This window comes from Acidiphilium sp. (genome assembly GCF_049977125.1).
GTDB lineage: Bacteria > Pseudomonadota > Alphaproteobacteria > Acetobacterales > Acetobacteraceae > Acidiphilium.
Map to the genome: position 1 here is coordinate 1 of NZ_JBMFGY010000085.1, position 13,449 is coordinate 13,449.

Sequence of the window (13,449 nt, forward strand, 5' to 3'; positions counted from 1 at the left end):
AGACCGACTTCAACGGGTGACCGCTACAACTATCGTTTAGTGGTACGACGTGGCGGATATCGAAGATCTCTGGGGTTCGCTCATGCCTGATCAAAACCTGCAGCTTTCCAGCGAGATGACCGGCCAGGCTGTTGCGGCGATCTTCGCCCGTCAACGGAAACGCGCCCTCGTGTTGCGCTCATCGACCAGCGGTGAGCGCATCGCGGCCCTGCGTCGTCTTGAGGCTGGAATTCTCCGCCGACGATCTGCGCTTTATGCGGCGTTGGCTGCAGACCTGCACAAGCCCGAAGCCGAGGTCGATCTGTCCGAGTTGATGCCGGTCCTGGCTGAGCTTCGCCATGCGTGCCGCCAAATACCCGCCTGGATGTCACCGCGCCGGGTGCGCCCCACGATGGCGATGTTCGGAACCACCGCGCAGGTGCGGCCCGAGCCGCGCGGGGTCTCCCTGATCATCTCCCCCTGGAACTATCCGTTCAATCTGACACTGGGGCCTCTGGTTTCGGCAATTGCCGCAGGGTGCACCGCGATCATCAAACCATCGGAGTTGACGCCGTTCACCTCGGCCGTGATTGCCGAGATCATTGCCGACAGCTTCGTACCCGATGATGTTGCATTGTTCCAGGGCGATGCGGATGTTGCTCAGTCCCTGCTCGCGCTGCCGTTCGATCATATATTTTTCACCGGCAGCCCGGCAGTCGGCAAAATCGTGATGGCAGCGGCGGCGCGGCATCTGACGTCGGTGACGCTGGAACTCGGTGGTAAGAGCCCGGTGATTGTCGATGAAACGGCCGATCTGAATCGGGCGGCGCGGAATATCGTCTGGGGTAAGTTTTCGAACAATGGTCAGACCTGCATCGCCCCTGACTATGCCTATGTCCACCAAAGCCGATTACCCGCATTCATTGAGGCAGCCCGGGCGCAGATTACGACCTTCTACGGCGACGCCGCGCGCAGCCCCGCCTATGGCCGGATCGTCAATTCACATCATTGGGCACGGGTCACCCGGCTGATCGAGGATGCGCGCGCCGGCGGCGCAACAATCCATACCGGCGGCAAGGGCGACGCGGCCAATCTGTTCATCTCCCCCACGCTGATGACGGGGATGAGGCCGGACGCCCAGATCATGCAGGAGGAGATTTTCGGACCGGTTCTGCCCATCTTGCCCTATACGGAAATCGCTGCTCCGATCGAGACGATCAATGCGAGCGCAAAACCGTTGGCGCTCTATGTTTTCAGCAAGGATCCTAAGAGGGTGCAACGGATCATTGGTGAAACATCCTCGGGTGGGGCGTGCGTCAATACCGTCATGGCGCAGTATCTGCACCAGAACCTACCGTTCGGCGGAGTGAATAATTCCGGTCTTGGTAGCGCCCATGGGCTATACGGGTTTCGGGCGTTTTCGCATGAGCGCGCAGTACTGACCGAGAAATACAGCGCCACGGCGCTGTTGTTTCCTCCCTACACGCCTCAGGTCCGACGCATGATCAAGATGACAGTTCGCTTCCTCACGTAGTCGCATAGTTTTAGGGGACTTCGATATTCCTTAAATCAGTTCTGCCTCAGACTTGGTACTGATTTGCTAGCTGAATGAGTTCACGATGGACATGCTGCAGAGATGACGGAAGGCAGTGATCGCCTCGGTTCACTGTTACTTTTACGCGAAGGAGCGTACCTGACATGATTGCAAGTCTTTACAAGGAAAACTCAACAATCATCACTGAGCCGCTTATCGATCTGTGCGGGCCTGCATTTGGGACAGGAGGCGGTTCAGTTCGGGGCCGATTCGTTCGATTTCGGCGAGGTGGATGGTTGAGAGGGCGGCGAGGCGGGCGTCGCCGGCGTCGGTGAGGCGGAGGCGGACGCGGCGGCGGTCGGTGGGGTCGTGGTCGCGGGTGACGTAGCCGGCGGTGACGAGGCGGTCGATCAGTTCGACCGTGCTGTTGTGATGCAGGATCAGGAAGGCGGCGAGGTCGGCGATGCTGGCACCGCCGTCGCTCCGGGCGTTTCTGATTCCGAGCAGGGCCTGGTGCTGGCGCGGGGTCAGGCCGGCTTCGCGGGCGGCGGCTTCGCTGAAGGTGATGAAACGGCGAAGGGCGAAGCGGAAGGCGGCGAGGGTTCGATAGTCGTGGTCGGTCAATCGGGGTTCGGACATCGCTTCATATCGCATGGCTGACGGGCCTGGATGAAGCCCGGAGGTAGGGGTTGCGGCAATATATCGTATTACGATATTAACCGCGTCGTCGTCCATTGCGTTGCACGGAACCGGAACCGATGAAAACCGCTGCCAGACCGCCCGCCGGGATCAAGGCCCTGGGTGATTTCACGACCGACCGTCGGCTGTTTCCGCTGGTGGCGCTCGCGTTGGTTGCCGGCACGTTCGGCGTGGCGGCCGGCTGGGTGCTGCTGCGGATGATCGGGTTTATCAACGATCTGGTCTATTACGGAGTGTGGTCCACCGCGATGCTGCCGCCCGGCGGGGTCCTGCGCGGGGGGCATCCGGCGTTGTGGACCGTGCTAATCCCGGCGGGGGGTGCGGTTGTGATCGGCATTATGGCGCGTTACGGATCAGAGAAGATCCGGGGGCATGGGATTCCCGAGGCGATCGAGGCGATCATGCTCGGCGGGGCGAAGCTCGATCTGAAGGTCGCGATTCTCAAGCCGATTTCCTCGGCGATTTCGATCGGCACCGGTGGGCCGTTCGGGGCGGAGGGGCCGATCATCATGACGGGCGGGGCGGCGGCCTCGTTGCTCGCGCAATGTTTTTCGCTGACCGATGCCGAGCGCAAGACGCTGCTGGTGGCCGGGGCGTGTGCGGGGATGACGGCGGTGTTCGGCACGCCGGTTGCCGCGATCCTGCTCGCCATCGAGTTGCTGCTGTTCGAACTCAAGCCGCGCAGCGTGCTGCCGGTGGCGGTGGCCTGCATCACCGCGGCGATCGAACGGCGGTTCGTGCTGACCCCGGCGCCGCTGTCTCCGTTCAGTGGCGGTGTGGTGATCGACCCCGTGCATGCACTCGGGTGGATCGGGCTCGGGCTCGTCGCGGGGCTGGGCTCGGCGTTGCTGACGATCATGGTGTACGGGGCGGAGGACTGGTTCGAGAAGCTGCCGATCCATTGGATGTGGTGGCCGGTTCTGGGCGGGATCGTCGTGGGGATCGGCGGATGGTTCGATCCGCGCGCGCTGGGGGTTGGGTATCCGGACATTGCGCGTCTGCTGGCGGGGACACTGTTCGGCGGGGCGGCGATCCGGCTGCTGCTGGTCAAGGGCGTGATCTGGGCGGTGGCGTTGGGGTCTGGGACGTCGGGCGGGGTGCTAGCGCCGCTGCTGATCATGGGCGGGGCGCTCGGGGCGGTGGCGGCGCCGATCATGCCGCATGCCGCGCCGGGGTTCTGGGCGGTGGTGGGGATGGCGGCGATGATGGGCGGGACGATGCGTGCCCCCCTCACCTCCACCCTGTTCGCGGTCGAACTGACTGGCAATCACCTAATTCTGTTGCCGGTGATCGCCGCGAGCATGGCCAGCATGGGGGTGACGGTGCTGTTGATGAAGCGCTCGATCCTGACGGAGAAGATCGCGCGGCGGGGGCATCATCTGACCCGGGAGTACAGTATCGATCCGCTGGCGGTGGCGCGGGCGGGCGAGATCATGGCCGCGCCGGCGGAGACGCTGGGTGTGGAGATGAGTGTGGGGGATGCGATCGATCTGTTCGTCGGCGGCGGGGCGCGGCATCGGTCGTATCCGGTGGTGGATGCGGGGGGGCGACCGGTCGGGCTGGTCTCGCGGGCGGATGTTCTGGCGTGGATCGGCGGGGCGGTGGCGCGTGAGGTCACGCTCGGCACGGCGGTGGGATCGCGCCCCTTGCCGACCGCGTGGCGCGGCGAAATGGCAATCACGGTGGCGGGACGGATGATGACCGGTGACACGCCGCGGATACCGGTGATCGACGATGACGGGCGGATCTGCGGGATCATTTCGCGCGCGGATCTGTTGCGCGTGCATCATCGGGTGATCGCGGCGGAGACCCTGCGGGAGCGGTTTTTTTTCACCCGGCGCGGCGCGGGACGGGGTGCTGTTGCGGGCACGGCGGCGGGGCGTGTGCCGCCGACGGCTGCGCAGGAGGTCATCGAACGGGTATGAAGATCGCAACGATACGCGAGGGAGAGAATTTTGTCCGCACCGGCGTGGCCTGACACCGTACGGCGCCCGCTCGTCGAGCGGCTGCGGATGCTCACACCGCGCTTGTCCGGCGTGCGGATGCTGGATCGGATATTGGCCAGTCTCGGGGCGTTGGCGGGGATCGGGCTGACCGGGTTTCTGTGCGCGGTGATGGTGGATCATCGGCTCGATCTCGATCTGCCGCTGTTGGTAGCGCCGATCGGGGCGTCGTCGGTCCTGGCGTTCGCGGTGCCGGCGAGTCCGATGGCGCAGCCGTGGGCGATCGTCGGCGGCAATACGATTTCGGCGCTGGTGGGGGTTGCCGTGGCGCGCGTCATCGGTGATCCGATGGTTGCGGCGGGGGTGGCGGTGGCGCTGGCGATCGGGGCGATGTCGCTGTTGCGATGCCTGCATCCGCCGGGGGGTGCTGCCGCGCTGACGGCGGTGCTGGGCGGATCGGCGGTGACATCGGCCGGATTTGCGTTCGCCTTCGTGCCGATGGGGTTGAACTCTCTCGTGCTCGTTGCGCTGGCGTGGGTGTTTCATCGCGGCTCGCGGCATTCGTATCCGCATCGCGCAGCGGCGGTGACGGCAAATGTTCATGGTACGAACGATCGGCCGGCGGAGATGCGGGTGGGATTTCAGGAGGCGGATCTCAAGGGTGCGCTCGATGATTTCGGCGAGACGTTCGACATCTCGCAGGACGATCTGGACCGGCTGATCCGGCGGGTCGAGACGCGGGCGTTCGAGCGGACCCATGGCGATGTGCGATGCGGCGACATCATGTCGCGCGATGTCGTTCACGTCGATGAGGGGACGGGCACGGATGTGGCTCTGGCGCTGCTGCTGGATCATGACGTGCGGGTCCTGCCGGTAATCGGGCGCGGGGGGCGTGTGACAGGGATCGTGGGATTTCGGCAGCTGGCACAGCGGGGCGGGACGATGATCGATGTGATGAGCGAGCCGGCGACCGGATTTGCGGATCAGGCCGCGTCGAGCCTGCTCGGGCCGCTCACCGATGGACGGCATCATGCCGTGTTGATCGTGGATCGGGACGGTCGGTTGACGGGGATCGTGACGCAGACCGATCTGCTGGCGGCGCTGACGCGTTCGGGCAATGTCAGATTGCTTGGGTGAGGTGCGATTGATCTGGGTCACGCCAGCAGGAGGCCACGTTTGCGGCCTCATCGGCCCAGAGTGAAAATGCGTCGGCCCGACCATGGCGGAATGATCGAGTGGAGAGAGGGTGGCGTTTCGGGCGGAACAGGTTGACGATCTGGTCGGGAGTGGCAAGAAATCTCGGGCTTAGCCGGCGGACATGAACCGGCCCATGATCTTCTCCCGTCGTCTCGTATGGCGATTCGCGGCTTCGATCCTGTTATTCAGCTGCTTGCGGGACCGATGATCGGCACTGCGGCAGTCGTTGCGGAGAGCAACATCGTAGCTCCTAATCTTGTCGCTTACCAAGGCGCGTGGCCGCCCCCATCGGCACATTAGCTTGCGGAGAAACCGTCGGGCAGCCTCGGCATCGCGGTGTTTCTGAACCACGATGTCCAGCATGTCACCCCGGCCATTAACGGCACCTCATAGCCGATGCGCTTCACTGTCGAAGGTGATCACCATCTCGTCAGTATGCCATATGTCGCCCGCCGGTGGCCTGTCGCGCCGGATCCGTGCTGCGATCTGCGGCTCGAACCGATCGACCCATACCCGGATCGTCTCGTAGCTCACCGTCACACCGGGTTCCGCCAGTAAATCCTCAACGTCCCGTAGGCTCAGGTTAAACCGGTAATTGCTCCAGACCGCATAAGTGATCACCAATCGCGGGAATCGATATCCCTTCAATCTCAAAGTCGACGTCAAATCCATCATTCCAAAGTGCTGAGGGCAGCGGGCGGTAACGTCAAGCTGACAATGCCAGAGTAACGGCTGTCGATGATACTATCCGGTTTTTTCCGGTTTAACCTTGATCTTCTTCTAAGCGGGCCAAATCCGCCAAATCTTTCTGGCGCTGCCGCGTGCGGCGTTTGTAGCTGGCCTGATTTTTTGTGCATTCCAGAATATGCGGGCTCCCGCGTCGAATGGTGGCCGTTAGGACGTCGCAATCATTCTCGCGGATCGTCGACTCGACGTGGCTGCGATCGTGCTGGGCGGCCTTGAAATTCCAGGTCTTGGCTTCCGGATCGGCGAGGAACCGGCTGAGTTCCACGCAATAGCGGCAACTGCAGGAGAGTTTGCTGTCCCGCGCCCAATCAGTCGGCGGTGCCAGTGGTTCGGCAATCCTGATGCGCAAATGTGCAACGCATGCGCTACGCAAACGAGCCACCGCTGGTGCCTGCGCGATCACTGAGTGGATGAGTGCCAGGCTGGCGGGAACCAGAACGCTGTCCGCGCCGTAGGTCGCCGGCCGGCTCAGGAAAACGCCAGCCGCGCGCTCGGCCAATGCAGCGTCGATTTGGCAGAGCGCGGTCAGTGCATCGATCACCAGTTGGGGCTCGACTGGGGGCGGCTGTTGCCAGGATGGAAGCTCCACCTTCCGCGTTGAGTCTCCTGGAAGGGTTGCCATTAAAGCGAAGGCCGCGGGCCTCATCTCAAATTCACCGAGTGCCGCGGAAACGGTGCACGCCAGCAGCCCGGCCCCAATCGCGGCACTGGTACTGTTGGCAACGAGCCGTTCCAGTAATTCGGCGGCGCGCGATGACGGCAGACGTCGCAAACTCTGTGCGATTTGTTCGTTGTCCGACAGATCAAAAAGACCGCCGGCAAAGATCGCGCTCAGAAAGTCATCGGTGCGTGCGATATCGCCCAGTCGGCCCAGCAACTCGAGCACCGTTGCACCTGCTTTTGGCACATTTCGAGCATGCCTGATTTCACGCGGCCAGTCGGCCAGCATATAGCCGGTAAGCTCATGGGCCTCTGCACGAATCGGAGACTCCGGGTCCTCGCCCGCCTTCGCCCATGCCTGCGTCAGTTGCGTCAGATAGGGCAGTGTGGCTTGCAGCCCACCCTGGTTCAGTACCGCCAGCCGCCTGTGGCTTGGCCAGAGCACCAAAGCCGCGCGGCGATAGCTGCGCTCGAAGGATGCGCCCTCATTGCCGGTTGCCTCCCGGAAATTCTCTTCGTCGGGGGCCAAGTCTGCCAGCGCGCCCGGCGGGGAAATTTCATCTTCTGAGATTGGCAGTTCGCCGACCGCAGCCTCGATGCTCGCCGGGTGGCGCCAGTGTAACAATCTCTCCTCACGCTCATAGACTTCGCCGGCTTCGAAATCGTCATTGTTATCATCGTCGCTGTGCCGGTAGCGCCGGCGATAATCCCCGGTATATTCTGCGGTCCCACTCTCCTCGATCGACAAGAGGGCCAGATGTAAATCACATTGGGTCCTGCCGGCAGCTGCAAGTAGCGTGGACGCTCTGGCGGCGTCGGCGCCCTTCAGTGCCGCGAAGGACAGGTTCTCAGGGGTATAACTATGTTCCAGCAGATAGATCACCTTTTCTGGCGAAGCCTCCTCTGGCCGTTTTTTTTGCTCGCTCCAGTCCCCTAACAGCCCGCAGATCCGCGCCTGCTCGGCGGTGTAGATTGGCGGAACGGGCTGCGTGCCGCGTCCACAGCGCGATAAATTATAAACCAGGGTCAACCGGCAACCGGAAGTTACCGGCAGCACCTCATGCACACAGTCGGCATAAAAGGCGGCAAAGGCAGCTTCAGAGGGTTCATTGAGGTGAGACTCTATCCGCGCTTCCCGCCCCGCGTGGCGTATAATGAGGTCGCCGCCTGTATGGATCGACGGCAGTTCAATGATCAGGGTCGCAAACATTCCCGGAATTTTCTCGCTGTCGCGATGGTTCACGAAGAAGCTGCCTTCGTCGTAGACGAGCAGTTTGTAGAATTCCGCTGTCACCTTGCCCGTGACGCCAAGTCCCTCGGCGGCACGCGCCACAATGGCATCCAGCGTGCGTGCCCAACCACTTCCCCTGATGCGGACCCGGTCCGGGTTGAGCTGCCAGCTTCGCCTTACCGCCACATCCACCAACGTCTGCTCACCACGACCGTAGGGTGCGCGCTCTGCCATCCCGATCAGCTGCGCCGCTTGCGACGGCAGCAATGGCAAAGCGATCGGCCCGATGCCGACAACGTCCAAGCCAGGCGCTGCAATCTCATGTATTCCATGAGCGAAGAAATCGCCGCAGCGTTGAATCAACCCCATCACCGCGGCGAGGTCCTTCGTGATCGATACCATTTCTGCTCCCCTGGTTCATGCAGTTTCGCACATGCTATGCCATAAATTGCGTAGTGTTTTAAACCGCATGCGGCGCAAACTATGGCGAACTTCATCATAGAAATTCGCATAAACTGTGATACGATCACGTAGCTTGTTTTCAAAATATGAGCATTGTCGGGTGATCAATCTTGTCCCTGGCGTCTATGTTAATCGCGTGTGCGAAACTGCACGAAGCAGGGGAGCAGAAATGGTGTCGATCACGAAGGACCTCGCCGTGTTGCGGTCGGGGGTGGATCGGTATCTGGCATTCTATCGGTTCCACTAGTGATCTCCGGCGGAGGTCAGCCAAAACGGGGAGTCGATAGAGTGGGGAGGTAAGATAGGGGCTTTGAAATCTATCTTTTTAAAAACACCGGTCTGGGATCACATCGGATGATGGATAAAGCCCTCGCGGCCTGTACGATCTGCTATCGGCATAACGGACAGGTAAGCAGATGACTGATTTCACGAGCGGGCTTGCGCGGCGGGCGGCGAATTACCAGGCGCTGACACCGTTGTCGTTTCTCAGGCGAACGGCTTCGGTCTGGCCCGAGCGGGTTGCCGTCATTCACGGTACGGTTCGATTCACCTGGCATGAAACGGCGGCGCGCTGCCGGCGGTTGGCGTCGGCGCTGGTGGCGCGGGGGATCGGGCCGGGGGATGTCGTTGCGGTGATGGCACCGAACGTGCCGGCGCTGCTGGAGGCGCATTTCGGTGTACCGATGGCCGGCGCAGTGCTGGCAACGCTGAACGTGCGGCTCGATGCCGGGACGATCGCCTATTGTCTGCGCCATGGCGAGGTGAAACTGTTGCTGAGCGACACCGAGTTCGCGCCGGTGATCCGCGCGGCGCTTGCGGAACTCGGCGATGCAGCGCCGGTCGTGGTGGATATCGCGGATGCCACGGTGCCGGGCGGGGCGCGGCTTGGCGCTATCGAGTACGAGGACCTGCTGGCATCGGGCGATGCGAATTTCACGCCGGTTCTGCCGGGCGAAGAGTTTTCGGCGATCAGCCTGAATTATACGTCCGGCACCACGGGCCGGCCGAAGGGCGTGGTCTATCATCATCGTGGTGCCTATCTGAATGCCCTCGGCAATGCGGTGACCTGGGATATGGGGCACCACCCGGTCTATCTGTGGACGCTGCCGATGTTTCATTGCAACGGCTGGTGCTTTCCCTGGACCGTGACGCTGCTGGGCGGCACGCATGTGTGCCTGCGGCGCGTGGATGCGGCATCGATCGGCGCGGCGGTTGCCGCCCATGGCGTCACGCACCTTTGCGGCGCGCCGGTGGTGATGGGGATGATGTTGAACGCGCCGGCCGCCGTTCGCGCCCAATTCGCCGATCGCGGGTTGCACATGATGACGGCAGGTGCGCCGCCGCCGGCCGCGGTGATCGAGGGGATGGAGGCGCTGGGGATCGCATTGTCGCATGTCTATGGACTGACCGAGACCTACGGGCCGGTGACGGTTTGCGCCTGGAACGATGCGTGGGACGGGCGCGACCAAAGCGAACGCGCGGCGTTGCGGGCGCGCCAGGGCGTGACCTATCCGGTGCAGGAGGCGCTAGGCGTCTTCGACCGCGAGACCGGGGCGGCGGTGCCCGCCGATGGTGTAACCTTGGGCGAGGTGCGGACGCGCGGCAATATCACCATGATGGGGTATCTCAAGGATGCGGCAGCGAGCGAGGCCGCATTCGCGAACGGATGGTTCGCCTCCGGCGATCTCGGCGTGATCCATCCCGATGGTTATGTCGAACTCAAGGACCGCCTCAAGGACATTATCATTTCGGGGGGCGAGAATATTTCTACCATCGAGGTCGAGACGGTGCTGTATCGACATCCCGCGGTGCTCGAAGCCGCCGTGGTTGCCGCCCCTGATCCGCAATGGGGCGAAGTGCCCTGCGCCTTCGTGACCCTGCGGCCGGACATGACGGCGGGCGAGGCCGAGATCATCGACTGGTGCCGCGCGCGGATGGCGCGGTTCAAGGCGCCGAAACGGGTGGTGTTCGGCGAATTGCCGAAGACCTCGACCGGCAAGGTCCAGAAATTTTCGCTCCGTGAGCGAGCGCGGGCCGGGAGCGCGGCACCATGAGCGAACCGCCGATCAGCGCCTTTGCCGTGCCGGATATCGTGGATCTGCCCGCTGATGTGAGGGCCAGGATTCTTTCCGTGCAGGAGAAGGCGGGATTCGTACCGAACGTGTTTCTGGCGCTGGCGCATCGGCCGGATGAATTCAGGGCGTTCTTTGCCTACCACGACGCTTTGATGCTGCGCGCGGGCGGGCTCAGCAAGGCGGAGCGCGAGATGATCGTCGTTGCGACCTCCGGCGCCAATCATTGTCTTTACTGCGTTGTGGCGCACGGAGCACTCCTGCGGATCTATGCCAAGGACGCCGAGATCGCAGATCGGCTCGCCGTCAATCCAGGCAAAGCCGCACTGTCGGCACGGCAGTCCGCGATGATCGCCTATGCGATGAAGGTGGCGACGCGCTCGCACGAAATTGTGCCGCAGGATCATGCTGCGCTGCGCGAGGCGGGGTTCGATCATGAGGATATCTGGGATATCGGCGCGATCGCCGGATTTTTTGGCCTGTCGAACCGGTTAGCGAACATGAGCTTCATGCAGCCGAACGCGGAGTTCTTCACGATGGGGCGGACGCCGAAACTTGCGGGCTGAGATGCCGGTTGCCATACTCGGCCGATGGACCTTGGTGCTGTCGAGACTGCTTCCGAACCGTTGCTGATCGAACGCGATGCGCGCGGTGTGCTGACGCTCACGCTCAACCGCCCCCGGCGCTATAATGCGCTGTCGGATGATCTGCTCGCGGCGCTGACGCGCGCGATCGGGCACGTCGCGGCGGACCGGACGGCGCGCGTCGTCGTGCTCGCGGCCAGGGGCGCGGCGTTTTCGGCCGGGCATGACCTGCATGAAATGATGGCGCGGCATGAGGCGGCCGAGCACCGCGACCTGTTCGAACGGTGCAGCGCGGTGATGCTCGGGTTGCAGGCGCTGCCGGTGCCGGTGATCGCCAAGGTGCAGGGCATCGCGACGGCGGCCGGGTGCCAGCTCGTGGCAAGCTGCGATCTGGCGATCGCCGCGGCTTCGGCACGGTTTGCGGTGTCGGGGATCAATCTCGGCCTGTTCTGCTCGACCCCCAGCGTCACCCTCGCCCGGACAGTGCCGCGCAAGCCGGCGCTGGAAATGCTGTTGACCGGCGAGATGATCGATGCAGCCGAAGCGGAGCGCCGGTTCCTGATCAACCATGCGGTACCGGACGATACGCTGGATGCAGCGGTCGACGCACTAGTGGCGCGGATTCTGGAAAAACCGAAGGTGGCGCTCGAAATCGGCAAGAGGCAGTTCTACCGACAGGTAGAATTGGGCACCGAGGCCGCCTATCAGGTGGCGGGCGAAGCGATGGCCTGCAACATGACCGACCCTGCCGCACGGGATGGCATCACACGATTTCTCGACAAGCGTCGACTCAGAGCACTATAATCTGCAAGCATTGTCAAGTTGTTTGAAATGGACTGGGTGTTTAGCACGATTATGTCTTGTTGAGATCGGTTCGTGCATAATTACACCGAATTTTGGTTTATTTCAGTCATATAATTTTAGCACCCAGTGTATGCTCAGATCAACTTGACAGTGCCGGCAGAATGTATACTCGCAAACGTTGTTCCGTTGTAGCGAGAGTCAGTGATGCACAGGGCGGATCGCGAGATCGACGGATTTGAGAGTTCGGAACGCCCGTTCCACCCGTGAGAGATCATTGTAGGCCGACACGGGTTCGGTCTCGCTCATGACGTCCGCGCTGACACTGGTGCGGATGACATAGATGCCGTTGAGGGCCGACTGCACAAGGAATTCAAGTGCCGGTTTGAGATGCGGACGTTTCTTCCGCTGCCGTAGCCATCATCATTATGCCAACATGATGATCACGACTGCCGTGAGAGTCTGTTGGCATATGCATTTCACATCCAATTTACCGATGGCATAGGCCGTTAGCGGCCTAAAAATTTACAGCAGACGCGTGCGTCCATACTGGAAGGAGGCGATTCGATGAAATACGTCACACGACGCGCGGGCGGTTACATCATCGGGGCTCTGGCCGCACTCGCTCTTTCAGGATGTGCTTATTCGCCAGGTTACGGCTATAATTCGGGTTATGGAACAACACTCAATTACGGATCGGGCTATCAGTTAGCGCCCAGCTATGGGTATAATCCAGGATTTGGTTACGGCGACGGTGGATATTCCAGTTTTGGTTTTGGTTTCTTTAACAACAATTATGGAAATTTTAATGGTCCGCCCCCTCCGCCGGGTCCTGACGAGCCACCCCCAGGACCGGGGCCGGGTAGACCTCCTCCGGGCCCAGGGTTTGGCGGACCACCCCCAGGACCAGGCCCTGGCGGACCACCTCCAGGACCGGGACCGGGTGGACCTCCTCCGGGACGAGGGCCAAGCGGGCCACCCCCAGGACCAGCGCCTAGCGGACCACCTCCAGGACCGGGACCGGGTGGACCTCCGCATCATTAATTCCGGACCAGTGACGATAAGCGGGCAGCAAAATCTGTTCGCCCTGCCGCCCTGTCTGAGGCCCTATTGTTGATGGAAATTCGTGACGACAACATGCGGACATGATCTCGCCATTATCATATTCCAAGGAATGTTTTACGAGTTGGGATAATCTCTCCCGGTTTGAGAATCGGGAAACTTGAACGTAATACCAATGACAAAGAAGAGTAAAGTGACAAAATATAGAATACTAATTGCAAGTAGCGTTGCTTTTGGGTTGGGATTAGGATTCGTTACCCTCCCTTCCGCCAGGGCACAAAGTGCTTACTTCAACTTCGATTTTAATAGTCCTGGATTTAATCTTGGTTTCTGGGATCCGCCAGCCCCCTATTTGCCGTACTATACTGCTCCGTTGTACGCACAGTACGAAATGTGGTACTACTATCCACAATTTTATTATCGATATTATAATGCACCACCCCCTCCGCCTCCCCCCGGCGCACCTCCACCGCCCCCA

9 protein-coding genes and 1 pseudogene are annotated in these 13,449 nt (G+C 61.7%); 6 read left to right on the forward strand and 4 right to left on the reverse strand.

What is annotated here, in order from left to right; genetic code table 11:
* Positions 1 to 82: 82 nt before the first annotated feature.
* Positions 83 to 1,513, forward strand: a complete 1,431-nt coding sequence (locus ACP5E6_RS12435; RefSeq protein ID WP_427954558.1) for an aldehyde dehydrogenase family protein — start codon at positions 83 to 85, stop codon at positions 1,511 to 1,513.
* 213 nt (positions 1,514 to 1,726) lie between these two features.
* Here the strand turns inward: ACP5E6_RS12435 and ACP5E6_RS12440 are convergent, their stop codons facing one another.
* Complete coding sequence (locus ACP5E6_RS12440) at positions 1,727 to 2,152, reverse strand: MarR family winged helix-turn-helix transcriptional regulator (RefSeq protein ID WP_427954559.1); 426 nt, start codon at positions 2,150 to 2,152, stop codon at positions 1,727 to 1,729.
* Positions 2,153 to 2,271: 119 nt separating this feature from the next.
* Here ACP5E6_RS12440 and ACP5E6_RS12445 point away from each other — a divergent pair, with 119 nt between their 5' ends.
* Positions 2,272 to 4,137 carry a chloride channel protein gene (locus ACP5E6_RS12445; protein ID WP_427954560.1) on the forward strand — a complete coding sequence of 622 codons (1,866 nt, stop codon included), beginning with the start codon at positions 2,272 to 2,274 and terminating at the stop codon, positions 4,135 to 4,137.
* Between the two features lie 87 nt (positions 4,138 to 4,224).
* Positions 4,225 to 5,292 carry an HPP family protein gene (locus ACP5E6_RS12450; protein ID WP_427954561.1) on the forward strand — a complete coding sequence of 356 codons (1,068 nt, stop codon included), beginning with the start codon at positions 4,225 to 4,227 and terminating at the stop codon, positions 5,290 to 5,292.
* Here ACP5E6_RS12450 and ACP5E6_RS12455 read toward each other — a convergent pair.
* A pseudogene (locus ACP5E6_RS12455) lies at positions 5,276 to 6,027 on the reverse strand (IS6 family transposase). The gene ACP5E6_RS12450 and the pseudogene ACP5E6_RS12455 sit on opposite strands and share 17 nt — an antisense overlap.
* A gap of 88 nt (positions 6,028 to 6,115) precedes the next feature.
* A complete protein-coding gene (locus tag ACP5E6_RS12460; protein WP_427954562.1) occupies positions 6,116 to 8,392 on the reverse strand; it encodes a 2OG-Fe(II) oxygenase in 2,277 nt (758 codons plus the stop codon).
* Positions 8,393 to 8,868: 476 nt separating this feature from the next.
* Here ACP5E6_RS12460 and ACP5E6_RS12465 point away from each other — a divergent pair, with 476 nt between their 5' ends.
* Genes ACP5E6_RS12465 through ACP5E6_RS12475 form a run of 3 tightly spaced genes read left to right on the forward strand, consistent with a single transcriptional unit; the run spans position 8,869 to position 11,912 of the window.
* A complete protein-coding gene (locus ACP5E6_RS12465; RefSeq protein ID WP_427954563.1) occupies positions 8,869 to 10,506 on the forward strand; it encodes an acyl-CoA synthetase in 1,638 nt (545 codons plus the stop codon).
* Complete coding sequence (locus tag ACP5E6_RS12470; protein WP_427954564.1) at positions 10,503 to 11,090, forward strand: peroxidase-related enzyme; 588 nt, start codon at positions 10,503 to 10,505, stop codon at positions 11,088 to 11,090. Before ACP5E6_RS12465 ends, ACP5E6_RS12470 begins: the two co-directional genes overlap by 4 nt.
* A 24-nt stretch (positions 11,091 to 11,114) precedes the next feature.
* Positions 11,115 to 11,912, forward strand: a complete 798-nt coding sequence (locus tag ACP5E6_RS12475) for an enoyl-CoA hydratase (RefSeq protein ID WP_427954565.1) — start codon at positions 11,115 to 11,117, stop codon at positions 11,910 to 11,912.
* 198 nt (positions 11,913 to 12,110) lie between these two features.
* On the opposite strand, the gene ACP5E6_RS12480 is transcribed toward ACP5E6_RS12475, so the two are convergent.
* Positions 12,111 to 12,275, reverse strand: coding sequence for a hypothetical protein (locus tag ACP5E6_RS12480; protein WP_427954566.1), 165 nt, complete (start codon positions 12,273 to 12,275; stop codon positions 12,111 to 12,113).
* Positions 12,276 to 13,449: the final 1,174 nt, after the last annotated feature.

Bases quoted from the DNA above. Each gene is read 5' to 3' on its own strand.
- ACP5E6_RS12470 (WP_427954564.1), top strand. From the start codon at position 10,503: ATGAGCGAACCGCCGATCAGCGCCTTTGCCGTGCCGGATATCGTGGAT.
- ACP5E6_RS12450 (WP_427954561.1), top strand. From the start codon at position 4,225: ATGCTCACACCGCGCTTGTCCGGCGTGCGGATGCTGGATCGGATATTG.
- ACP5E6_RS12475 (WP_427954565.1), top strand. From the start codon at position 11,115: ATGGACCTTGGTGCTGTCGAGACTGCTTCCGAACCGTTGCTGATCGAA.
- ACP5E6_RS12440 (WP_427954559.1), bottom strand. From the start codon at position 2,152: ATGTCCGAACCCCGATTGACCGACCACGACTATCGAACCCTCGCCGCC.
- ACP5E6_RS12435 (WP_427954558.1), top strand. From the start codon at position 83: ATGCCTGATCAAAACCTGCAGCTTTCCAGCGAGATGACCGGCCAGGCT.
- ACP5E6_RS12460 (WP_427954562.1), bottom strand. From the start codon at position 8,392: ATGGTATCGATCACGAAGGACCTCGCCGCGGTGATGGGGTTGATTCAA.
- ACP5E6_RS12445 (WP_427954560.1), top strand. From the start codon at position 2,272: ATGAAAACCGCTGCCAGACCGCCCGCCGGGATCAAGGCCCTGGGTGAT.
- ACP5E6_RS12465 (WP_427954563.1), top strand. From the start codon at position 8,869: ATGACTGATTTCACGAGCGGGCTTGCGCGGCGGGCGGCGAATTACCAG.